This window comes from Mycobacterium shunyiense, from assembly GCF_058270075.1.
The window spans coordinates 901899-922796 of the sequence record NZ_JBZDPU010000040.1; the positions used below are offsets into that span (position 1 = coordinate 901899).

Below are 20898 nucleotides of genomic sequence, written 5' to 3' on the forward strand. Positions count from 1 at the left end.
GATGTCCTAGATTCTGTTACATGGCTTCCTCTGCTTACGACACTGCGATCCTGCTCCTGCGCGTGGTGCTCGGCCTGACCATGGCCGCACACGGCTACAACAAGTTCTTCGGTGGCGGGCGGATCCCGGGCACCGCGGGATGGTTCGACAGCATCGGCATGAAGCCGGGACTGTTCCACGCCCGGGTCGCAGCCAGCACCGAAATGGCGGCTGGGCTGGGCTTGGCTTTGGGCCTGCTGACCCCGGTGCCCGCAGCCGGGTTCGTGGCGCTGATGCTGGTGGCGGCCTGGACCGTGCACCGGCACAACGGCTTCTTCATCGTCAAGGAGGGCTGGGAGTACAACCTGATCCTCGCGGTGGCCGCCGTGGCGATCGCCGGCACCGGTGCAGGTCGCTACAGCCTCGACCACCTGCTGTTCTCCAGTTCGAGCTTCTACCACTACCTGCATGGCTGGTGCGGTCTGGCGATCGCGGTCGTCCTCGGCCTGGCCGGTGGCATCGGCCAGCTGGTGATCTTCTTCCGCCCGCCCGTGAAGTCCTAGCTTTTCCCCGCCGAGCAGACGCCAACTCGCACATCTCCGGGTCGATTTGTGCGAGTTTGCGTCTGTTCGCGTGAGGTCCGACTAGAACACGTTCTAATCTGTCGGGCATGGGTTTTCTCAAACAGGAATCGCCCCAGATCGACTTCGAGCAGTGGAGCAAGGGCACGCGCGCGGAAAAGATCCAGCCGATGGCCCGGCACTGGGCGGAGGTGGGGTTCGGAACCCCGGTTGTGCTGCACCTGTTCTACGTCGTCAAGATCCTGGCCTACATTCTCGGTGCCTGGCTGATCGCGCTGACCACCGAAGGCGTCGACGGGTTCACCAACGTCGCCTCCTGGTACGCCGAGCCGATCGTCTACCAGAAGGTCGTCTTCTACACGATGCTGTTCGAGGTCATCGGCCTCGGCTGCGGCTTCGGCCCGCTCAACAACCGGTTCTTCCCGCCGATGGGGTCGATCCTGTACTGGTTGCGGCCCAAGACGATTCGGCTCCCACCGTGGCCCAGCCGGGTCCCGCTGACCAAGGGTGACGACCGCACCATCGTCGACGTCGCACTGTACGGCGCGCTGCTGGTGATGCTGGTGGTGGCGCTCGCCTCGCAAGGTACCGGTCCCATCCCCGCGCTCGGCAGCGAGATCGGCGTGCTGCCGGTGTGGCAGACCGCGGCGATCGTCGGCCTGCTGGCCGTGGCCGGCCTGCGCGACAAGGTGATCTTCCTGGCGGCCCGCGGCGAGGTGTACGGGTCCCTGGCGGTCTGCTTCCTGTTCAGCGGGGCTGACATCGTCATCGCGGCAAAGCTGATCTGCCTGACGATCTGGATCGGCGCGGCCACCTCGAAACTCACCAAACACTTCCCGTTCGTCATCTCGACGATGATGAGCAACAACCCGGTGTTCCGGCCACGGTTCATCAAGCGCAAGTTCTTCGAGCACTTCCCGGATGACCTCCGGCCAGGGCGGCCGTCGCGCTTCGTGGCGCATTTCTCCACTGCCATCGAGGGTCTGGTCCCGTTGGTGCTGTTCTTCTCGCACGGCGGGTGGGCGACGGCGATCGCGGCCTTCGTGATGCTGGTGTTCCACTTCGGGATCCTGAGCGCCATTCCGATGGGCGTGCCGCTGGAGTGGAACGTCTTCATGATGTTCTCCGTGCTGGCGCTGTTCGTCGGGCACGCCGGCGTGGGTCTAGGGGATCTGGGCAGCCCGTGGCCGATCGTGCTGTTCGCGGTGGTGGCAGGCACTGTGGTGCTGGGAAACCTGTTCCCGCGCAAGGTTTCGTTCCTGCCGGGTATGCGCTATTACGCCGGCAACTGGGACACCTCGCTGTGGTGCGTCAAGCCGTCGGCCGCGGAGAAGATCGAAAAGAACATCGTCGCGATCGCCAGCATGCCCGCCGCCCAGATGGAGCGTTACTACGGCAGCCCCGAGGTCGCCCAGATGTACCTCTACATGGGATATGCGTTCCGTGGCTTCAACTCTCACGGCCGGGCGCTGTTCACTTTGGCGCACCGGGCGATGGCCGGCTGCAACGAGGACGACTATGTGTTGACCGATGGCGAGCGCATCGTCTCGACGGCCATCGGCTGGAACTTCGGTGACGGGCACATGAGCAATGAGCAGCTCGTGGCGGCCCTGCAGAAGAGGTGCCATTTCGAGCCGGGGGAGGTGCGGATCGTGATGCTCGACGCGCAACCGATCCAGCATCAGACCCAGCAATACCGATTGGTCGATGCGGCCACCGGGGAATTCGAGCGGGGATACGTCAAGGTGGCCGACATGGTGACGCGGCAGCCCTGGGACGACGAACTGCCGGTCCATGTCGAATCGGTATCGACTGTGCGTTCAGATCGCGATTCGGGCTGAGTTTCCGATCTGAGCGCACGTTCGGCGAAAATCGCCTCAGCGCATGACGTCGCGGACCTTGACGCTCTCGATGTCCTGCAGCATCAGGATGCGTGCGGTGTCGAGGTGCTTGCGCCAATGTGCTTCGGCGGCATCGCCGTCGCCGGAGCGAATGATCTGGATCAGCTTGCGGTAGGACCGCATGAGCTTGTCGTAGTCGGTCTTCGACACCGGCCGGCGCTCTTTGAACAGGAAGGCGTGGTGGCGCACGGTGATCTCGTGCAGCATGCCGGCGATGATGCCCAGTGTGGCGTTGCCCGACAGCTCCACCACCCGGCGGTGAAAGTCGCCCGTGGTTGCGGCCAGTTGGTCCGACAGATGGTCCTTGGGGATGTGCTCGTCGAGCATCTGCTCAAGTTCGGCGAACGCCGCCTCGTCGCCCTTCTCGGCGAGCAGGCGGGCGGCCATGGGCTCGATCGCCGCACGGCCCACCAGGAGATCGGCGATGTCGGCGCCGGACAGCTCGAGCAGAAGACCCGCCGGGCGGGCGACGATCTCAGGGCCCGGAACCCGGACGCGGGCTCCTGTCCGCGAGCCGCGGCGGACCTCGACCAGGCGCTCGGATTCCAGCACCCGCACGGCCTCACGCAGTGTCGGCCTGCTGACCCCGAAATGCTCCATGAGCTCGGCCTCGTTGGGCAGGAAGTCGCCCTCTTTGAGCTGGCCGTCGACGACCATGCGCCGTAGGGTGCCCGCGACGAGCTCGGCGGTCTTCGGGGAACGGACCGGTGCCTGCGGTGCGATCGCGTCGGGGCCGATCATCGGCGCCAGCGGTGTGGTTCGAGCCACCAGACACTCCCAGGTGAGACAACTTTTAGGCTGGCCGGATGGTCAGCTGTACAACTCAGTAAACCATCTGTTCACCGTGGGAACGGTACATCGACGTCTACCAACCAGTAGGTTGACCTAGTAAACCTACTGGTCTATTTTCACCTCGAGTGCCCCGTTTGGGTCCAACCGGGGTAGCACCCCACCCTTCAAAGGAGAAGTCATGGCTGAAGCCGTCATCGTCGAGGCTGTCCGGTCACCAGTCGGGAAGCGCAACGGCGCCCTGTCGGGTGTGCATCCGTCGGAGCTGTCGGCCCAGGTGCTCAACGGTCTGGTGCAGCGCGCCGGCATCGACCCCGCCCTCGTCGACGACGTCATCTGGGGCTGCGTCATGCAGGCCGGTGAGCAGGCGCTCGACATCGCCCGGACCGCCGTGCTGACCGCGGGCTGGCCCGAGACCGTCCCCGGTGTCACCGTCGACCGCCAGTGCGGTTCGAGTCAGCAGTCCCTGCACTTCGCCGTGGCCGGGGTCGTCGCCGGGCACTACGACGTCGTGGTCGCCGGTGGTGTCGAGTCGATGTCGCGCACACCGATGGGTTCCTCGCTGGCCAACGGCGGCCACCCCTACCCGGAGGCGTTCCGGGAGCGCTACAACGGCCAGACCCCGAACCAGGGCGTCGGTGCCGAGATGATCGCCGAGCAGTGGGGCCTGTCGCGGACCCAGCTCGACGAGTTCTCCCTGCGCTCGCACGAGAAGGCGGCGGCCGCACAGGATGCGGGTGCGTTCAAGGACCAGATCGTCGGGATCAAGGACCAAGATGCCAACGTCGTGTTGGAAGACGGCGGCATCCGCCGCGGCGGCACCGTCGAGTCCATGGCTGCCATCAAGCCGGCCTTCAAGGAGGACGGCGTGATCCACGCCGGTAACTCCAGCCAGATCTCCGACGGGTCGGCCGCGCTGCTGATCATGTCGGCCGACAAGGCAAAAGACCTGGGGCTCAAGCCGCTTGCGAAGGTGCACACCGCGGTGCTCGCCGGCGCTGATCCGGTCATCATGCTGACCGCGCCGATCCCGGCCACCCAGAAGGCGCTGGCCAAGTCCGGGCTGAGCGTCGACCAGATCGGTGCGTTCGAGGTCAACGAGGCCTTCGCCCCGGTTCCGATGGCCTGGCTCAAGGACATCGGCGCCGACGAGGAGCGCCTCAACCCCAACGGCGGCGCAATCGCGCTCGGCCACCCGCTCGGCGGCTCCGGCGCGCGCATCCTGACCACGCTGCTGTACCACATGCGGGACAACAACATTCAGTACGGCCTGCAAACCATGTGTGAAGGCGGCGGCCAGGCCAACGCGACCATCCTGGAGCTCCTGTGACCGACACCGACACCCAGCCAGGCGCGCTCGTTGAAAAGCGCGGCAACGTTCTGCTCATCACCATCAACCGGCCCGAGGCGCGCAACGCGATCAACGGCTCCGTCAGCATCGCTGTCGGCGATGCGTTGGAGCAGGCCCAGAATGATCCCGAGGTCCGGGCCGTGGTCATCACGGGTTCGGGGGACAAGTCGTTTTGTGCCGGTGCCGACCTCAAGGCGATCTCCCGCGGCGAGAACCTCTTCCACCCCGAGCATCCGGAATACGGATTCGCCGGCTACGTCAGCCATTTCATCGACAAGCCGACGATCGCCGCGGTCAACGGCACCGCCCTTGGCGGCGGCACCGAACTGGCTCTGGCCAGTGACCTGATCGTCGCCGAGGAGAGCGCCAAATTCGGTCTGCCCGAGGTGAAGCGCGGCCTGATCGCCGGTGCCGGTGGCGTTTTCCGCATCGCCGAGCAGCTGCCCCGCAAGGTGGCCAACGAGCTGCTGTTCACCGGTGAGCCGATGTCCTCGGCCGATGCGCTGCGGTGGGGTCTGATCAACCAGGTCGTGCCGGACGGCACCGTTGTCGACGCCGCACTCAAGCTGGCCGAACGGATCACGGGCAACGCACCGCTGGCCGTGCAGGCCAGCAAGCGCGTCGCCTACGGCGTCGACGAGGGCGTCATCACCGGCGACAAGGACGGCTGGAAGCGCACCAACCGCGAATTCAGCACGCTGCTGAAGACCGAGGACGCCATGGAAGGGCCGCTGGCCTTCGCGCAGAAGCGCGAACCTGTTTGGAAGGCAAAGTAAGCCATGAAGCGACAGATCTACACCTCGGAGCACGAGGCATTCCGGGAGACGGTCAAGGAATACATCGAGCGTGAGCTCGTCCCCAATTCCGAGAAGTGGGAGACCGAGCGCATCGTCGACCGGTCGGCGTACACCGCCGCGGGCAAGTACGGCGTCATCGGGTTCAACATGCCCGAGGAGTTCGGCGGCGGCGGTTCAGATGACTTCCGGTTCAACGCGATCATCGACGAGGAGATCGCCAAGGCCGGCGTGCACGGCCCGGCGCTGAGCCTGCACAACGACGTTGTCGGCCCGTACTTCAAGGACCTCACCAACGACGAGCAGAAGCAGCGCTGGCTGCCCGGCATCGCCAGCGGCGAGACCATCATCGCGGTCGCGATGACCGAACCGGGCGCAGGCAGCGACCTGGCCGGCATCCGCACCTCCGCGGTACGTGACGGTGACGACTGGATCATCAACGGCTCCAAGACGTTCATCTCCTCGGGTATCAACTGCGACCTGTGCGTCGTGGTGGCCCGCACCGACCCCGAGGCCGGCCACAAGGGCTTCACGCTGTTCGTGGTGGAGCGCGGCATGGAGGGCTTCACCCGCGGTCGCAAGCTCGACAAGATGGGCCTGCACAGCCAGGACACCTCCGAGCTGCACTTCGAGAACGTCCGGGTGCCGAACGCCAACCTCCTGGGCAAGGAAGGTCGCGGGTTCTACCACCTGATGACCAACCTGCCCTCGGAGCGGCTCTCGATCGCCATCTCGGCGATCTACGGTGCGCGCGCGGTCTTCCAGGAGACGCTGCAGTATGCCAAGGACCGCAAGGCTTTTGGGCAGCCGATCGGCAGCTTCCAGCACAACCGGTTCCTGCTCGCCGAGATGGATACCGAGCTGGAGGTCACCGAGAACTACCTCGACCGCTGTCTGCAGGGCGTGGTCGACGGTGAACTGACCGCCGTCGAGGCGGCCAAGGCCAAGTGGTGGGCGACCGAGGTCGCCAAGAAGGTCATCGACAACTGCGTGCAGCTGCACGGCGGCTACGGCTACATGATGGAGTACCGCGTTGCGCGGGCCTACGTCGACGGACGGATCCAGACGATCTTTGGTGGCACCACCGAGATCATGAAGGAGATCATCGGCCGCGATCTCGGCGTCTAGTTCTTTCGCCGAACAGTCCCCCGCAAGCGGGAGGGGCCCCCACCAAAACTGCCCATTTCCACACGGAAATGGGCAGTTTTGTGTCTGCTGGCGCAGAGGAAGAAATCAGCCGATCGGGGCGTCGGCGGCCGGGGTCTCCGGGGCCTTCGTCGTGGTCGTGGTCGTGGTCGTGGTGCTGGAGCCCGACGGCACGATGGCCTCCGGCGGGCTGTTGGGATCCAGCACGGTGTCGATCAGGTAGATCCGGGCGTTGGCCGCCTGGATGGGACCGCAGATTAGCTTGGCGGTGTCGTTGACCTTGATGTCGCCGCCCTTGCCGGTCACCTTGACCTCGGCGCCCTGCTGGGTGGGCCGCTGGCCCTTGACGTCATCGGGGCCGAGCAGGCCCAGGAACGCGTGGTAGTAGTCAAAGCTGGTGAGCGCGGCCACGTCAGCCTTGAGCGCATCGAGCTTGCCGGGCTCCATCGCGGCGAACGCGTCGTTGGTCGGCGCGAAGATGACGTACGGGCCGTTGTCGAGCACCGGGACGATGTTGACGGCCGGGTTCATCCCACCCGAGATCGCGGCATTGAACGTGCTGATGTCCGGGATGCTGGCCAGCACCTTGCCGGTCGGCAGATCCGCGAAGCTCTTCCAGTCCGGCATCGCCTTCTTGAAGTTGTCGCAGCCAGAGCCCTGCGGGTCGGGGATTTCGACGACCGGGGCGGTGGTCGTCGTCGGCGCCGGGTCGGCGTAGGCGGTGACTGCCAGCGGCAGCGACGCCGAGATCGCGGCGACGGCCGCAGCAACGCCCAGTGTCTTGGTGCGAGTCTTCATTTGGTGGGTTTTCCTCCCGCTCATGCCTAGCCTGGTATTCGTCGGCTGTCGGTGACGCGTTACGCGGTTCTCCGCGCGACTATGGCGAGCGACCACGAGCAATGACAGCCTCAGCGTTCCCCGCGGCGCCGCATCGGATGTTAAGGGTTACGAAGCGGTTACGGCAAAGCCGAAGTGGCAACTGTGACCAGGTCGGACGTTGTGACCTGCGCTTTTCGAATACTGAGGCACAAAGCGGCGGCTACGAAGCACAGCCCGGCGGCCAGCTGGAAGGCCAGGTCGTAATCGCCGTTCAGATCCCGCAGCCATCCTGCACCCGCGGCGGCGATGGCCGCGCCGACCTGGTGGGAGGCGAACACCCAACCGAACACCACCGGCGAACGGTCTCCGAAGTAGTCCCGGCACAGCACGATGGTCGGCGGCACGGTGGCCACCCAGTCCAGTCCGTAGAAGATGACGAACACCCACGTGCTCGGTTCGGCATGGGGGGACAGCAGGGACGGCAGCAGCATCAGTGACAGGCCGCGGCCCGCGTAGTAGACGAGCAGCAGCAGTCGGGGGTCCACGCGGTCGGTGAGCCAGCCGGAGAACACGGTGCCTGCGACGTCGAGGATGCCGATGGTGGCGAGCAGGCCTGCGGCGATCGTGGTTGGCATGCCATGGTCGTTCGCGGCCGGAATGAAGTGGGTGCCGATCAGACCATTGGTCGTCATGCCGCAGATCGCGAAGCTGGCGGCCAGCAGCCAGAACACGCGGGTCCGTGCGCCGAGGCGCAGGCCATCGAAAGCGGCGGCGAATCCGCCAGTCGGAGCCGGCGCGGCCGGGACAGGCTCAGTGGCTCCGTACGGTGCCAAACCCACGTCGGCGGGGCGGTTGCGCATGAACAACGCGACGAGCGGGACGACGGCCAGCGAGGCCGCCGCGACGATCAAAGAGGCCCAGCGCCAACCATATTGTGTGGTGACGGCCGCGACCACCGGTAGGAAGACCAGTTGCCCCGTCGCGCTGGCCGCGGTGAGCACGCCGGTGACCAGACCGCGGCGCTGTGCGAACCAACGGGTCGCGATGGTCGCCACGAACCCCATCGAGATCGACCCGGTTCCGACGCCGACGAGCACGCCCCACAGCAGCACCAGTTGCCAGCTCGCGGTCATCAAGGTGCTGACTGCCGAACCCGTCGCGATCAGCAGCAGCGACACCGTCAGCACGGGGCGGACACCGAATCGGTCCATGAGTGCCGCGGCGAACGGTGCGGTGAGTCCGTACAACATCATGTTGACCGACATCGCCAGCCCGACCGTGCCGTGCGACCAACCGAATTCGTGATGCAGCGGGTTCATCATCACGCCCGGGATGGATCGGAACCCGGCTGCGCCGAGGATCGCCACGAAGCTCACTGCGGCGACCACCCAGGCCCAGTGGATGCCGATGCGGATCGGGGTAGGCGAGGTCACCCGAACACTGTTGCCGAGGATGGCCGTCGCGACCAGTGGCATAAACGACAGCAATCATCAAAAACGTGCCACAATTGGCGTCGTGCACCGTGTTGCCGTCCTGCTGCTGGCGCCGGTGGTCGGGTTCGACGCGGCCATCGCGCCGACGTTGTTCTCCAATGCCACCGACAGCGAGGGCAATCCGCTCTACGACGTGGTGACGTGCGGGCTCACCACTGACCCGGTGCCGTCGACGACCGGGTTTGCCATGGTGCCCGGCGCGGCAGCCGAGGCATTGGAATCGGCCGACACCGTCGTGATCCCTGGCACCAGGTACGCGCCGGCCCGTGCCGACGGTGTGTTGGGCACCGAGGTGAGGGAGACCCTGTCGCGGATCCGCCCCGGCACCCGGCTTGTTTCGATCTGCACCGGAGCTTTCGTGCTGGCCGCCGCCGGCCTGCTGGACGGCAGACCGGCTACCACGCACTGGCGCTTCGCCGCGGACATGCGCCGGCTGTACCCGGACGTTCGCCTCGACGAGGACGTACTGTTCGTCGACGACGGCGACGTGCTCACCTCGGCCGGCCTGGCCGCGGGAATCGACTTGTGCCTGCACATCATTCGCTCCGATCACGGTGCGCAGGTGGCCAACACGGTGGCTCGCTACTGCGTGGTGCCGCCGTGGCGGGAGGGCGGGCAGGCGCAGTTCATCGATCACGGGCCCACGGTCAACGACCATGCCTCGACCGCCGCCACCCGTGAGTGGGCGTTACAGCACCTCGCCGAGGAACTCACCGTGACGCGCCTGGCTGCGCACGCCCACATGAGCGCCCGCACGTTCAACCGCCGCTTCCGTGAGGAGACCGGGCAGGCGCCCGCTACCTGGGTCCGCAGCCGCAGGCTGGACCTGGCGCGCGAACTTCTGGAATCGGGGGACCTGCCGGTGGACGAGGTGGCCAGGCGTTCGGGTCTGGGCACGTCGGGCAATCTGCGTCATCACCTGCGCCGCGGGCTCGGGATGTCACCGTCGAGCTACCGCAAGGTGTACCAGGGCGCGTGAGCCGGCCGGTCGGCTGTCTACCATGACCGGCATGCCTGAGCCGCTGATCGTCTCCGTCGCTGGTCACACCCCGCAGATCGACCCGGACGCCTGGGTTGCCCCCAATGCCAGTGTGATCGGCCAGGTTTCGCTGGCCGCCGGTGCCAGCGTCTGGTACGGGGCGACGCTGCGCGCCGAGGTCGAGCCCATCGAGATCGGCGAGGGCAGCAACATCCAGGACGGGGTGACCGTCCACGTCGACCCGGGTTTCCCGTGCCGGGTTGCCACCGGGGTCACCGTCGGCCACAACGTGGTGCTGCACGGCTGCACCGTCGAGCAGGACAGCCTGGTCGGGATGGGTGCTGTGGTGCTCAACGGTGCGGTGATCGGCGCCGGTTCGCTCGTGGCCGCCGGTGCGGTGGTGCCGCAGGGCATGGTGGTGCCGCCGCGCTCACTGGTGGCCGGTGTCCCGGCCAAGGTGCGCCGCGAGCTCAACGATGACGAGGTCGGCCACAACCAGTTGAACGCCGCGGCCTACACGCATCTGACGGGTTTGCACCGCGACGCGGAGTGACCTGCCCGACGATTGCGACCGCGCCAAGCCGGGTATTAACCGCCGCGTGACTGATACGGCGAGTAAACGGATTCTGGTGATCGGTGCGAGCGGCTACGTCGGTTCGCGTCTGGTGAGTGTGCTGTTGACGGCCGGGCACCGCGTGGTGGCGGCCGGGCGCAGCCTCGACAAGCTCGCCGACTACGGCTGGTTCCACGACGTCACCGCGGTGCAACTCGACGCCGGCGACCCGCTGTCCACCAAGGCCGCGTTCGAGCAGATCGGCCCGGTCGATCTGGTGTATTACCTGGCCCACGGGATCGGGCAGTCCGGCTTCCGGGAGGCTGACTGCAAGGCCGCTGCCAACGTCGCCGCCGCGGCAAAGGAAGCCGGCGTCGAACGAATCGTGTATCTCGGCGGTTTCGTGCCGGATTCGACGAGCCTGTCGGACCATCTCGCAAGCCGGGCGGAGGTAGCTCAGGCGCTGCGCGTCGACGGCGGGCCGGAGGTGGTGTGGTTGGGCGCCGCGTTGATCATCGGCTCGGGGTCGACGTCGTTCGAGATTCTGCGCTATGTGGCCGACCGGTTCCCGGTCCTGCCCGCCCCGGCTTGGATGGCCAACCGGATCGATCCGATCTCGATCCGCGACGTACTGCACTACCTGGTGGCCGCCGGTGAATCCAAGCAGGTGCCCGCCGGCGACTACGACATCTGCGGACCGGACATCACGGCCTATCGAGACCTGGTGGCGACCTATGCCCGGCTCGCGGGCAAGCGCCGACTGACCGTGCCGATCGGTGGGCCGACGGTCGGGGTGGCGGCCCGCGTGTCGGCGGCCACCTTGCCGATTCCCGGCGGTCTGGCAACGGATGTGATCACCTCACTCGACCATCCGATGAGCGCCGCACGCGAGGGCATCCGCACCGTGGTGCCGGATCCGCCGGGCGGGCTGCTGGGTGTCGACGAGGCGATCCGACGGGCCTTGGGACCCGATGCCCTGCCGGCCGAGCGGCGGCCGGTCAGCGCACTGGCCGATCCGCACGACCTGGCCGACACCGACCCGGTGTGGGCCGGCGGTGACGCCGCGCGGATCCGGCAACTCACACCCGGCTTCGCACGGCCTGTACTCGGCCTCCTGCCCCCGATCCCCGGACCGGTCGCGGCCGTGGTGCGCTACGGCCTCGATGTGGCAGCCCGCCTGGTTCCGAGCGGGGCCTGAAGGTGGCGTGCCGGGGGTGACGACGGACGAACCGGCCGGGTTGCTGCGTCGGCGGGTCGTCGTCGGCGTGGTACTGGTTGCCGGAGCCGTTGTCCTGGCGGTGTCGCTGGGGGTCGAACCGGGTGAGAGTTCCTTCTACTGGCTGACTTTGGCTCTGGCCGGGGTCTGGACGGTGGGTGCGCTGACATCCGGTCCGTTGCACCTGGGCACCGGGCACCGGCCGGTGCTGCTCGGCACTGCGGTGGGTCTGGCCCTCGGTCTGGTGTTCGTGGTCGGCGCGCTGGTGGCCCGCCTGATCCCTGGTCTGCGCGAATATGTCACTGCGGTACTGGAATTCGCGAATCACGGCAGCCTGGTGGTGGTCGTGCTGATCACGCTGATCAACGGGGCGGCCGAGGAATTGTTCTTTCGCGGCGCGTTGTACACCGCGCTGGGTGATCATCATCCGGAGCTCATCTCCACGGTGGTCTACGTCGCCGCGGTGATGGCGTCCGGTAACCCGATGCTCGGGTTCGCCGCGATCCTGCTCGGCACGGTCTGCGCGGTTGAACGCCGAATGACCGGTGGCGTACTGGCGCCCATGCTGACCCACTTCTTCTGGGGCCTGATCATGGTGCTGGTACTGCCACCGATCTTCGGCGTCTAGCGCAGCGGGTGCGCGAGCTCGTCGCGTGGCATCCGTGCTGCGGTCACGGCCACCGCGGCCAGCACCGCGGGCAGCAGCCCGGCCACCAGGAAGATGGACTCCATCGAGACGACCTTCGACAACGGGCCGACGATCGCGAACGACAGCGGCATGAAGGCCAGCGACACGAAGAAGTCCAGGCTCGACACGCGGCCCAACATCTCCGTCGGCACCCGGCGCTGAAGCAGCGTTCCCCAGATCACCATGCCCGCACCGTCGGTGACGCCGATGCAGAACGTGGCCAACGCCATCAACGGGAACGACGAAGTGACGCCGACGACCACCAGCGGCACCGAGCCCAGGCCCCACATCAGCATCATCGTGGTCAGGTAGCGCCGCGGCATCCGGCGCGAGGACACCGTCAACGCCCCCAGGGCGCTGCCGAATCCGAAGAACGCCAGGATGAATCCGTACGCCCGCGCGCCGTCGGCGAACCGGTCCTGGGCGATGAACGGCAGCAACACCTCGATCGGCCCGAGGACGACGAGCACGAACATGCTCGCGAACAACAGCGTCGCCAGCAGCCACGGTGTTCGCACCATGAACGCGAAACCGTCACGCAGATCGCGCAATACGTGCGGGCGCTCGCCGGCATCCTGTGCCGCAACGGAGTCCACGGTGGGGCGGGTGGCGACCAGTAGGACCAGGCCCGCGCCGAACAACGCAGCCACCACGACCGCGCCCAGGGACGGGAAGGTCGCGGCGATCACCATGCCTGCCACTGCAGGCCCCACCGAACGCTGAAACACCGGCCGCACCACGCCCTCGACACCGTTGGCCGCCAACAGTTGTTCGGGCGGCAGGATGCGGGGCAGCAGCGCGCTGTAGGCCGGGAAGAAGAATGCCGCGGCGATGCCGAGAATGCCTGCGGCGACGGCCAGATGCCAGATCTTGAGCAGGCCGAGCAGGCCCAGCGTCGCGACGGTCGTGACCGTGACGAGGTTGACGGTTTCCACCGCGATGATGATCGTGCGCTGGTTGATCCGGTCGGCGGTGATCCCGCCGATGAGAACGAAGCCGACAAGGCCGACACCCATGCACGTGGCGACCAGCGACAGTGAGGTCGGATTGTTGTCGATCGCGATGACCTGCAACGCCATCACCACCGACCACATGCCCTCGGCGAAGATCGACAACGTGACCGCGGCAATCAGCAACCGATATTCGCGGATGCGGAAGGGTGCGAGCACACGCCAGCCGCCGGTCTGGTCGACCGGCGTTTGGATGTCGTGCTGCATGCTCACAACATTCGATGGTGCCTACCCGGAGTGGGTTGAGTCCAACGATTTTCGCCGGCGTGAGTCCGGCGGAGCGCTTACTGCTGGGTGAACTCCGGGCGCCGGTTCTGCTGGAACGCCTTGGTGCCCTCGCGGAAGTCGTCGGACACCAGCAGCTGCAGCTGGCCCTTGCGCTCGCGGGCGAAGGCGCCCTCGAGCTCGGTGAGCGTGGCCGCGTTGACGGCCTGCTTGGTCTCGCGCAGGGCCACCGCCGGACCGGAGCGCAGCTTGGCGACGATCTTGTCCACCGCGGCGTCGAACTCGTCGGCCGGGTACACGGCGCTGATCAGACCCCAGTCGAAGGCATCGGCGGCGCTGAGGCGGTCGGCCAGCAGCGCCAGCCGCATGGCCCGGATCCGGCCGATGTTCGCGGCGACCAGTGCCGAGGCACCGCCGTCGGGCATCAACCCGATTTTGGTGAAGGCGAGCAGGAAGAAGGCCGACTCCGAGGCCAGCACGACGTCACATGCCAGTGCCAGCGACACCCCGACGCCGGCGGCAGGCCCCTGCACGACGGCCACGACCGGCTTGGGCAGCGCCACGATCGATGCGACGGCCCGGTTGGCAGCGTCCAGCACGCCTTCGGCGTCGTGGCTCTTGGCGTTCTGGTCGTCCTCGCTGATGCCGGCGCCGGAGCTGAATCCGCGGCCCGCTCCGCCGAGGCGAACCACGCGCACCTCGGAGTCGGTGGCGGCCAGATCCATGGCGTCGGCGATCGCCACGAGCATGTCCTGCGTCAGGGAGTTGAGGCTGTCGGGCCGGTTGAGGGTCACCGACAGAACGCCGCCCTCAAGGGACACGGATACGTCTTTGACTTCGGGGTAAGCGTGGGTCGCGGTCATCTGTGCACCTTAGGTCTGGCGGGCCTGTGGCCCGCTCCGGGCGGGGGCGGCTATGGCCATACCGGGTCGAGAAGGTTATACAAGTAAGCTATGTCACCGGTCAACCGACACCCACACGCGAAGGGGCGAAAGAGCATGGCTGGACCACTGCAAGGTTTGCGCGTTGTTGAGCTGGCGGGCATCGGCCCCGGCCCGCACGCGGCAATGATCCTCGGCGATCTGGGTGCCGACGTGGTGCGCATCGAACGGCCGGGCAAGGGCACCGGTACGCCCAGCGCCGATACCATGCTGCGTAACCGCCGGTCGGTGGCTGCGGACATGAAGAGCGACGAGGGCCGTGCGCTGGTGCTCAAACTCATCGAGAAGGCCGACGTCCTGATCGAGGGCTTCCGTCCCGGCGTGACCGAGCGTCTGGGGCTGGGACCCGACGACTGCGCCAAGGTCAACGAACGGCTGATCTATGCCCGGATGACGGGCTGGGGCCAGGAAGGCCCGCGGGCCCTGCAGGCCGGCCACGACATCAACTACATCTCGCTGAACGGCCTGCTGCACGCCGTCGGTCGCAAGGGTGAGCGGCCGGTACCGCCGCTGAACCTCGCCGGTGATTTCGGCGGCGGGTCGATGTTCCTGCTCGTCGGCATCCTCTCGGCGCTGTTCGAGCGGCAGACCTCGGGCAAGGGGCAGGTAATCGATGCCGCGATGATCGACGGGTCCAGTGTGCTGATGCAGATGATGTGGAGCTTCCGCAGCCAAGGTCTGTGGTCCGACGAGCGTGGCACCAACATGCTCGACACCGGTGCTCCGTACTACGACACCTACGAGACCTCCGACGGCCGCTACATGTCGATCGGGGCGATCGAGCCGCAGTTCTACGCCGAGCTGCTCAAGGGCCTGGGTCTGGATGACGCCGACCTTCCGGACCAGAACGACATGGCGCGCTGGCCCGAGCTGCGTGAGGCGTTCACCAAGGCATTCGCCGCGCAGGACCGGGATCACTGGGCCAAGGTGTTCGCCGGTACCGATGCGTGTGCGGCTCCGGTGCTGTCCTTCGCCGAGGTGCTCACCGAACCGCACATCGCCGAGCGAAACACGTTCTTCGACGAAGGCGGCAACCTGCAGCCGATGCCGGCACCGCGGTTCTCCCGCAGCGTCCCGGCGGTGCCGACGCCACCGGGCCCGCGCGGGGCCGACACGGAAGCTGTTCTGCGGGACTGGGTTTAGTCCAACCACTGTTTGGTTCGACCATAGGGGTCGGTGGGAACGCCGGCCGGAAAGGAATGCGGTACATGGAGATCAAGGACGCGGTAGCCGTTGTCACCGGCGGTGCCTCCGGCCTCGGATTGGCCACCACCAAGCGCCTGCTGGATGCAGGTGCCCAGGTGGTCGTGATCGACCTCAAGGGTGAAGAGGTCGTGGCCGAACTGGGTGATCGGGCCAAGTTCGTCGCCACCGACGTCACCGACGAGGCGGGCGTGACCGAGGCGCTCGACGTCGCGGAATCGCTTGGCCCGGTGCGGATCAACGTCAACTGCGCGGGCATCGGCAACGCGATCAAGACCCTGAGCAAGAACGGTGCGTTTCCGCTCGACGGCTTCCGCAAGGTGGTCGAGGTCAACCTGATCGGCACGTTCAACGTGATCCGGCTGGCCGCTGAGCGCATCGCCAAGACGGAGCCGCTCAAGAATGAAGAGCGCGGCGTCATCATCAACACCGCCTCCGTGGCGGCGTTCGACGGCCAGATCGGGCAGGCCGCGTATTCGGCGTCCAAGGGCGGCGTGGTCGGCATGACCCTGCCCATCGCGCGCGACCTCTCGCGTGAGCTGATCCGCGTGTGCACCATCGCGCCGGGTCTGTTCAAGACCCCGCTGCTGGGCTCGCTGCCCGAAGAGGCGCAGAAGTCGCTGGGCCAGCAGGTGCCGCACCCGGCCCGGCTGGGCGATCCCGACGAGTACGGCGCCCTGGCCGTGCACATCATCGAAAACCCGATGCTCAACGGCGAGGTCATCCGCCTCGACGGTGCTATCCGTATGGCCCCTAGGTAAGGACTAATATGGCATTGAAGACGAAGTTCACCGAGACGTTCGGGATCGAGCATCCCATCGTGCAGGGCGGCATGCAGTGGGTCGGCCGCGCCGAACTCGTTGCGGCCGTGGCCAATGCGGGTGCGTTGGGTTTCATCACCGCGCTCACGCAGCCGACTCCGGCCGATCTGGCCAAGGAGATCGAGCGGTGTCGTGAGCTCACCGACAAGCCGTTCGGTGTGAACCTGACCATCCTGCCGACCATCAACCCGCCGCCATACGACGAGTACCGCCAGGTGATCGTCGACTCCGGCATCAAGATCGTCGAGACCGCGGGCTCCAACCCGGCGCCGCACCTGCCGATGTTCCACGACAACGGCATCAAGGTGCTGCACAAGTGCACCTCGGTGCGCCACGCGGTCAAGGCGCAGAGCCTGGGTGTGGACGGCATCAGCATCGACGGGTTCGAGTGCGCCGGTCACCCCGGCGAGGACGACATCCCGGGCCTGGTGCTGATCCCGGCGGCGTCGGCCAAGATCGACATCCCGATGATCGCCTCGGGCGGTTTCGCCGATGCGCGTGGTCTGGTGGCCGCACTGGCGCTGGGCGCCGACGGCATCAACATGGGTTCGCGGTTCATGTGCACCGCGGAATCGGCGATTCATCAGAAGGTCAAGGAAGCGATCGTGGCGGGCACCGAGCTCGACACCGAGCTGATCTTCCGCAGCCTGGGCAACACCGCGCGGGTGGCGAGCAATACGGTCTCGCGTGAGGTGGTGCAGATTCTCAAAGATGGCGGCCAGTTCGAGGACGTCAAGGATCTGGTGGCCGGCAAACGCGGCGTGAAGGTCTATGAGATCGGTGATCTCGACGCAGGCATCTGGTCGGTCGGAACCTCGATGGGTCTGATCAACGACATTCCCACCTGCGGCGAACTCGTCTCGCGGATGGTGTCGGAGGCCGAGGAGCTGATCAGTGGGCGCCTGGCGAACATGATCGGCGCGGACGAAGCCGAGCCGGAGAAAGAAGCAGTCCTCGCCTGAGACGAGGACTGCGGCCCGTTACGGGCAAACTCAGCATGGGAAACGCGCGCCGTGAGGCGCGCGTTTTCTCATACTGCGGTGGGCAGCTCCTGGTAGTCGTCAAACTGCTCCGAGGTGTCGCCCTCGACGAGGAAATCGCCGTGGTAGAGGGCCTCGAAGTCGACCTTGATGACATCTGCACTGGTGTCGTCGATCCACATGACACTGAGCGTATGGGTCACTATTAAGGAATCTTTGAGTCACGGTTCGGAAAATGGTGGCAATCCTACTTTTGGGTAGGTTTCTGGCGAGTAGCTCCGACCGGCGGGCGTGCGCGGCTGTGACGATGGCCGCGGGGGCGTGGCGGCGGAGTGGTTGCCGCCGATTTCTACGCAAGGGTCGCTTGGGCGCGCTGGCCGCAGCCCGGGTGTAGAAAACCGGCCGGCGATCAAGCGCGAAAATGTGATCAGGCACCCGGCTTGGTGAAGTGGATCGGATTGCCGGGGTTCAGCGCGATCCAGGTCACCACCGCGGCGACGACGCCGATCACCACGAGACCCACGGATGACCGGGCCGACACCCGGGAGCGGCCGAACACCCGGTGATCGACCGAGAACGCGCCGGCGCCGGTGAACAGCAGCGCGACGGCGGCGAATGCGGCCAGGAACGGAACGTTGAACGGCTGGGACCAGAAGGCGTCGGCCGAGACGTTCACCGCCCAGGCGTCGACCATTGCACCGATCACCGCGCAGGCGGCCAACGGGGTGAGGATGCCCAGGAGCAGGCCGATGCCGCCGAGGGTTTCGGCCGCCGTGACCATGAACGCGCCGAATGCGGGTAACCGCCAACCGGCGGATTCCATGAATTCGACGGTGGTGCCGAAGTCGAATGCCTTGATCAGGCCGGCCTGCAGCATGGTCGCGCCGGTGGCGATGCGCAGGATGAGCAATCCGGTGTCGGTCATGCCGGTAGTCGTGGTTCCGGGGTCGCTGGTGATCGTCATGCCTTATTAGACGCACCGAACCCGCCGAATTCATCGCGTACGAGGGAGTTGAACTCTTCGGCGCCGGTCGCCGTATGTAGAGCGAGGCCCACGTTGACGCTGGAAACTTACCGTTGTTAACTTAACGGCGGTATTCATCGGGGGAAGGACACGCAGTGCTGCACCGAATCGCCCATCTGGCCCTCGCCGCACCGCGGCGGGTACTTGTCGTGGCCGCACTGGCGATGGTCGCCGCAGGCATCTTCGGCATCCCGGTCGCCAAGAGCCTGTCAGCCGGCGGATTCCAGGACCCGACCTCGGAATCGGCACGGGCCACGCAGCTGCTGTCGGACAAGTTCGCCCGCGGCGACATGCAGTTGGTCATCAGCGTCACCGACGACAACGCCGGCGCCCAGAGCCCCGCCGCACGAGCTGCAGGCGCGGACATCGCCGCCCAGCTCAAAGCATCGCCATTCGTGACCGAGGTCAGCTCGGCATGGACCGTGCCCGCACCGGCGGCGGCCACGCTCATCAGTAAGGACGGCAAGACCGGTCTGATCCTGGCCGGCATCACCGGCGGGGAGAGCGGCGCACAGAAACACGCCAAGGAGCTCACCGATCAACTCGTGCACGACCGCGACGGCGTCACCGTGCGCGCCGGCGGCGAGGCGATGATCTATGTCCAGATCAACGGGCAGAGCGAAAAAGACCTCTTGATGATGGAATCCATCGCGATCCCGTTGAGCTTCCTGGTGCTGGTGTGGGTGTTCGGTGGATTGCTCGCCGCGGCATTGCCGCTGGCCGTCGGGGGCTTCGCCATCCTGGGATCGCTGGCGGTGCTGCGCGGGTTCACCATGGTCACCGACGTCTCGATCTTCGCGCTCAACCTCACCGTCGCCATGGGCCTGGCGTTGGCCATCGATTACACCCTGCTGATCGTCAGCCGCTACCGCGACGAACTCGCCGAGGGCGTCGACCCGGACCGGGCGTTGGTGCGCACCATGGTGACGGCCGGACGCACGGTGCTGTTCTCGGCGATGACGGTGGCGTTGTCGATGGTGGCGATGGTGCTGTTCCCGATGTACTTCCTCAAGTCCTTCGCGTACGCGGGCATCGCGGTGGTGGCGCTCGCGGCATTCGCGGCCATTGTGGTGGCCCCGGCCGCCATCGCGCTGTTGGGTGACCGCCTGGACGCCTACGACGTGCGCCGGTTCATCCGCCGCGTCCTGGGCCGGCCGGAGCCCGTGCGTAAGCCCGTGGAGCAGACGTTCTGGTACCGCATGACCAAGCGCGTCATGCGCCGGTCGGTTCCGGTCGGGCTCGCCGTGATCGCGCTGCTGCTCATGCTGGGCGCCCCGTTCCTCGGCATCAAATGGGGATTCCCCGACGACCGGGTGCTGCCGTCGTCGGCGTCGTCCCGTCAACTCGGCGACGAACTGCGCAACGACTTCGCCGTCGACTCGTCGACCGCCGTCACCGTGGTGCTGCCCGACGTGACCCGGCTGGCACCCGCCGAACTCGACCGCTATGCCGGCGATCTGTCCCGCGCCGCCGACGGGGTTTCCGTGTCCGCGCCCGGGGGCACCTTCGTCGACGGGCGCCGGGTCGGGCCGCCGACGTCGGGAACCGGAATAGCCGACGGCAGTGCCTATCTCACCGTCGGCAGCCATGTCCCGCTGTTCAGCGACGCCTCTGAGGCCCAGCTCGACGCGTTGCACGCCGTGCCTGCGCCGGCCGAGGTGCAGTTCACCGGGCTCGCGCAGGTCAACCGGGACAGCTCACACGCGATCACCTCCCGGTTGCCGCTGGTGCTGGGCATCATCGCCGCGATCACTTTCGTGTTGTTGTTCCTGCTCACCGGCAGCGTGGTGCTGCCGTTGAAAGCGTTGGTGCTCAACGTGTTGTCGCTGTCGGCGGCGTTCGGTGCGTTGGTGTGGATCTTCCAGGACGGACACCTGGGCGCGCTCGGGACGACATCGACGGGCACCTTGGTGGCCAACCTGCCGGTGTTGTTGTTCTGCATCGCATTCGGGTTGTCGATGGACTACGAGGTGTTCCTGGTCTCGCGCATCCGCGAATACTGGCTCGAATCCGGCCAGACCCGAGAGGATAACGACGAGAGCGTCGCGCTCGGGCTGGCCCGCACCGGCCGGGTGGTGACGGCAGCGGCACTGCTGATGTCGATCTCGTTCGCGGCGCTGATCGCCGCTCAGGTCGCCTTCATGCGGATGTTCGGCCTCGGCCTGACCATCGCGGTACTCGTCGACGCCACCTTGGTGCGCATGTTGTTGGTGCCGGCCTTCATGCACCTGATGGGACAGTGGAACTGGTGGGCGCCCGCACCGTTGGCTCGGCTGCACAAGCGAATCGGGATCAGTGAGTCGGGACCGGCCGAGTCGGACGCCATCGGAGCCGGCGATGCTCCCACGGACCGGGACAAGCGTGAGCCGGCCGATGCCTGCGTGAAGGACGCTGGTTAGCGTGGT

20 protein-coding genes are annotated in these 20898 nt (G+C 66.7%); 13 read left to right on the top strand and 7 right to left on the bottom strand.

Annotated features, from left to right (window positions below; all coding sequences use genetic code 11):
* The first annotated feature begins 20 nt into the window (after positions 1-20).
* Both AC4ELH_RS34980 and AC4ELH_RS34985 read left to right on the top strand, forming a co-directional pair.
* Positions 21-542 carry a DoxX family protein gene (locus AC4ELH_RS34980; protein ID WP_064882941.1) on the top strand — a complete coding sequence of 174 codons (522 nt, stop codon included), beginning with the start codon at positions 21-23 and terminating at the stop codon, positions 540-542.
* Between the two features lie 107 nt (positions 543-649).
* The gene (locus AC4ELH_RS34985) at positions 650-2401 is read left to right on the top strand and encodes a DUF3556 domain-containing protein (RefSeq protein WP_498889438.1); all 1752 of its coding nucleotides are present in this window, start codon (positions 650-652) and stop codon (positions 2399-2401) included.
* 36 nt (positions 2402-2437) lie between these two features.
* Here AC4ELH_RS34985 and AC4ELH_RS34990 read toward each other — a convergent pair whose 3' ends face one another.
* On the bottom strand, positions 2438-3229 hold the full coding sequence (locus AC4ELH_RS34990) for a FadR/GntR family transcriptional regulator (RefSeq protein WP_064882945.1): 792 nt from the start codon (positions 3227-3229) through the stop codon (positions 2438-2440).
* Between the two features lie 202 nt (positions 3230-3431).
* Here AC4ELH_RS34990 and AC4ELH_RS34995 point away from each other — a divergent pair, with 202 nt between their 5' ends.
* Genes AC4ELH_RS34995 through AC4ELH_RS35005 form a run of 3 tightly spaced genes read left to right on the top strand, consistent with a single transcriptional unit; the run spans position 3432 to position 6523 of the window.
* On the top strand, positions 3432-4580 hold the full coding sequence (locus AC4ELH_RS34995) for a thiolase family protein (RefSeq protein ID WP_498889441.1): 1149 nt from the start codon (positions 3432-3434) through the stop codon (positions 4578-4580).
* The gene (locus AC4ELH_RS35000; protein WP_498889443.1) at positions 4577-5377 is read left to right on the top strand and encodes a crotonase/enoyl-CoA hydratase family protein; all 801 of its coding nucleotides are present in this window, start codon (positions 4577-4579) and stop codon (positions 5375-5377) included. The genes AC4ELH_RS34995 and AC4ELH_RS35000 overlap by 4 nt, the downstream gene beginning before the upstream one ends.
* A 3-nt stretch (positions 5378-5380) precedes the next feature.
* Entirely contained in the window at positions 5381-6523 is a 1143-nt protein-coding gene (locus tag AC4ELH_RS35005; protein ID WP_448442351.1) for an acyl-CoA dehydrogenase family protein, read from the top strand.
* A gap of 105 nt (positions 6524-6628) precedes the next feature.
* On the opposite strand, the gene AC4ELH_RS35010 is transcribed toward AC4ELH_RS35005, so the two are convergent.
* Positions 6629-7339: a fasciclin domain-containing protein gene (locus AC4ELH_RS35010; protein WP_498889445.1), complete on the bottom strand. Its 711-nt coding sequence runs from the start codon at positions 7337-7339 to the stop codon at positions 6629-6631.
* Positions 7340-7497: 158 nt separating this feature from the next.
* Complete coding sequence (locus tag AC4ELH_RS35015; RefSeq protein WP_498889447.1) at positions 7498-8835, bottom strand: MFS transporter; 1338 nt, start codon at positions 8833-8835, stop codon at positions 7498-7500.
* Between the two features lie 40 nt (positions 8836-8875).
* Between AC4ELH_RS35015 and AC4ELH_RS35020 the strand changes: the two genes are divergently transcribed.
* Genes AC4ELH_RS35020 through AC4ELH_RS35035 form a run of 4 tightly spaced genes read left to right on the top strand, consistent with a single transcriptional unit; the run spans position 8876 to position 12229 of the window.
* Entirely contained in the window at positions 8876-9832 is a 957-nt protein-coding gene (locus AC4ELH_RS35020; RefSeq protein ID WP_498889449.1) for a GlxA family transcriptional regulator, read from the top strand.
* 31 nt (positions 9833-9863) lie between these two features.
* Positions 9864-10385: a gamma carbonic anhydrase family protein gene (locus tag AC4ELH_RS35025; RefSeq protein WP_064882980.1), complete on the top strand. Its 522-nt coding sequence runs from the start codon at positions 9864-9866 to the stop codon at positions 10383-10385.
* Between the two features lie 46 nt (positions 10386-10431).
* A complete protein-coding gene (locus AC4ELH_RS35030) occupies positions 10432-11583 on the top strand; it encodes an NAD(P)H-binding protein (protein ID WP_498889452.1) in 1152 nt (383 codons plus the stop codon).
* A complete protein-coding gene (locus AC4ELH_RS35035; RefSeq protein ID WP_448442360.1) occupies positions 11549-12229 on the top strand; it encodes a CPBP family intramembrane glutamic endopeptidase in 681 nt (226 codons plus the stop codon). The genes AC4ELH_RS35030 and AC4ELH_RS35035 overlap by 35 nt, the downstream gene beginning before the upstream one ends.
* On the opposite strand, the gene tet(V) is transcribed toward AC4ELH_RS35035, so the two are convergent.
* On the bottom strand, positions 12226-13506 hold the full coding sequence (gene tet(V), locus AC4ELH_RS35040; protein ID WP_110917033.1) for a tetracycline efflux MFS transporter Tet(V): 1281 nt from the start codon (positions 13504-13506) through the stop codon (positions 12226-12228). The genes AC4ELH_RS35035 and tet(V) overlap by 4 nt on opposite strands.
* 77 nt (positions 13507-13583) lie before the next feature.
* Positions 13584-14387: an enoyl-CoA hydratase gene (locus tag AC4ELH_RS35045; RefSeq protein WP_064960542.1), complete on the bottom strand. Its 804-nt coding sequence runs from the start codon at positions 14385-14387 to the stop codon at positions 13584-13586.
* A gap of 135 nt (positions 14388-14522) precedes the next feature.
* On the opposite strand from AC4ELH_RS35045, the gene AC4ELH_RS35050 reads away from it, so the two are divergent.
* From AC4ELH_RS35050 to AC4ELH_RS35060, 3 genes are all read left to right on the top strand, one after another.
* Entirely contained in the window at positions 14523-15608 is a 1086-nt protein-coding gene (locus AC4ELH_RS35050) for a CaiB/BaiF CoA transferase family protein (protein WP_498889455.1), read from the top strand.
* A gap of 65 nt (positions 15609-15673) precedes the next feature.
* Positions 15674-16429: a 3-hydroxyacyl-CoA dehydrogenase gene (locus AC4ELH_RS35055; protein WP_064882985.1), complete on the top strand. Its 756-nt coding sequence runs from the start codon at positions 15674-15676 to the stop codon at positions 16427-16429.
* 8 nt (positions 16430-16437) lie between these two features.
* The gene (locus AC4ELH_RS35060) at positions 16438-17451 is read left to right on the top strand and encodes an NAD(P)H-dependent flavin oxidoreductase (RefSeq protein ID WP_064882966.1); all 1014 of its coding nucleotides are present in this window, start codon (positions 16438-16440) and stop codon (positions 17449-17451) included.
* 68 nt (positions 17452-17519) lie between these two features.
* Here AC4ELH_RS35060 and AC4ELH_RS35065 read toward each other — a convergent pair whose 3' ends face one another.
* Together AC4ELH_RS35065 and AC4ELH_RS35070 are read right to left on the bottom strand one after the other, a co-directional pair.
* The gene (locus AC4ELH_RS35065) at positions 17520-17651 is read right to left on the bottom strand and encodes a hypothetical protein (protein ID WP_088305117.1); all 132 of its coding nucleotides are present in this window, start codon (positions 17649-17651) and stop codon (positions 17520-17522) included.
* A 245-nt stretch (positions 17652-17896) separates the two neighbouring features.
* The gene (locus AC4ELH_RS35070; protein ID WP_498889458.1) at positions 17897-18433 is read right to left on the bottom strand and encodes a DoxX family protein; all 537 of its coding nucleotides are present in this window, start codon (positions 18431-18433) and stop codon (positions 17897-17899) included.
* A 155-nt stretch (positions 18434-18588) separates the two neighbouring features.
* Here AC4ELH_RS35070 and AC4ELH_RS35075 point away from each other — a divergent pair, with 155 nt between their 5' ends.
* The gene (locus AC4ELH_RS35075; protein WP_064882678.1) at positions 18589-20892 is read left to right on the top strand and encodes an MMPL family transporter; all 2304 of its coding nucleotides are present in this window, start codon (positions 18589-18591) and stop codon (positions 20890-20892) included.
* Positions 20893-20898 lie beyond the last annotated feature (6 nt).

What these genes read in the sequence shown, in the direction of transcription:
- AC4ELH_RS34980 (WP_064882941.1), top strand. Translation starts at nt 21, where the DNA reads ATGGCTTCCTCTGCTTACGACACTGCGATCCTGCTCCTGCGCGTGGTG.
- AC4ELH_RS34985 (WP_498889438.1), top strand. Translation starts at nt 650, where the DNA reads ATGGGTTTTCTCAAACAGGAATCGCCCCAGATCGACTTCGAGCAGTGG.
- AC4ELH_RS34995 (WP_498889441.1), top strand. Translation starts at nt 3,432, where the DNA reads ATGGCTGAAGCCGTCATCGTCGAGGCTGTCCGGTCACCAGTCGGGAAG.
- AC4ELH_RS35005 (WP_448442351.1), top strand. Translation starts at nt 5,381, where the DNA reads ATGAAGCGACAGATCTACACCTCGGAGCACGAGGCATTCCGGGAGACG.
- AC4ELH_RS35010 (WP_498889445.1), bottom strand. Translation starts at nt 7,339, where the DNA reads ATGAAGACTCGCACCAAGACACTGGGCGTTGCTGCGGCCGTCGCCGCG.
- AC4ELH_RS35015 (WP_498889447.1), bottom strand. Translation starts at nt 8,835, where the DNA reads ATGCCACTGGTCGCGACGGCCATCCTCGGCAACAGTGTTCGGGTGACC.
- AC4ELH_RS35025 (WP_064882980.1), top strand. Translation starts at nt 9,864, where the DNA reads ATGCCTGAGCCGCTGATCGTCTCCGTCGCTGGTCACACCCCGCAGATC.
- AC4ELH_RS35035 (WP_448442360.1), top strand. Translation starts at nt 11,549, where the DNA reads ATGTGGCAGCCCGCCTGGTTCCGAGCGGGGCCTGAAGGTGGCGTGCCG.
- AC4ELH_RS35045 (WP_064960542.1), bottom strand. Translation starts at nt 14,387, where the DNA reads ATGACCGCGACCCACGCTTACCCCGAAGTCAAAGACGTATCCGTGTCC.
- AC4ELH_RS35050 (WP_498889455.1), top strand. Translation starts at nt 14,523, where the DNA reads ATGGCTGGACCACTGCAAGGTTTGCGCGTTGTTGAGCTGGCGGGCATC.
- AC4ELH_RS35055 (WP_064882985.1), top strand. Translation starts at nt 15,674, where the DNA reads ATGGAGATCAAGGACGCGGTAGCCGTTGTCACCGGCGGTGCCTCCGGC.
- AC4ELH_RS35060 (WP_064882966.1), top strand. Translation starts at nt 16,438, where the DNA reads ATGGCATTGAAGACGAAGTTCACCGAGACGTTCGGGATCGAGCATCCC.
- AC4ELH_RS35065 (WP_088305117.1), bottom strand. Translation starts at nt 17,651, where the DNA reads ATGTGGATCGACGACACCAGTGCAGATGTCATCAAGGTCGACTTCGAG.
- AC4ELH_RS35070 (WP_498889458.1), bottom strand. Translation starts at nt 18,433, where the DNA reads ATGACGATCACCAGCGACCCCGGAACCACGACTACCGGCATGACCGAC.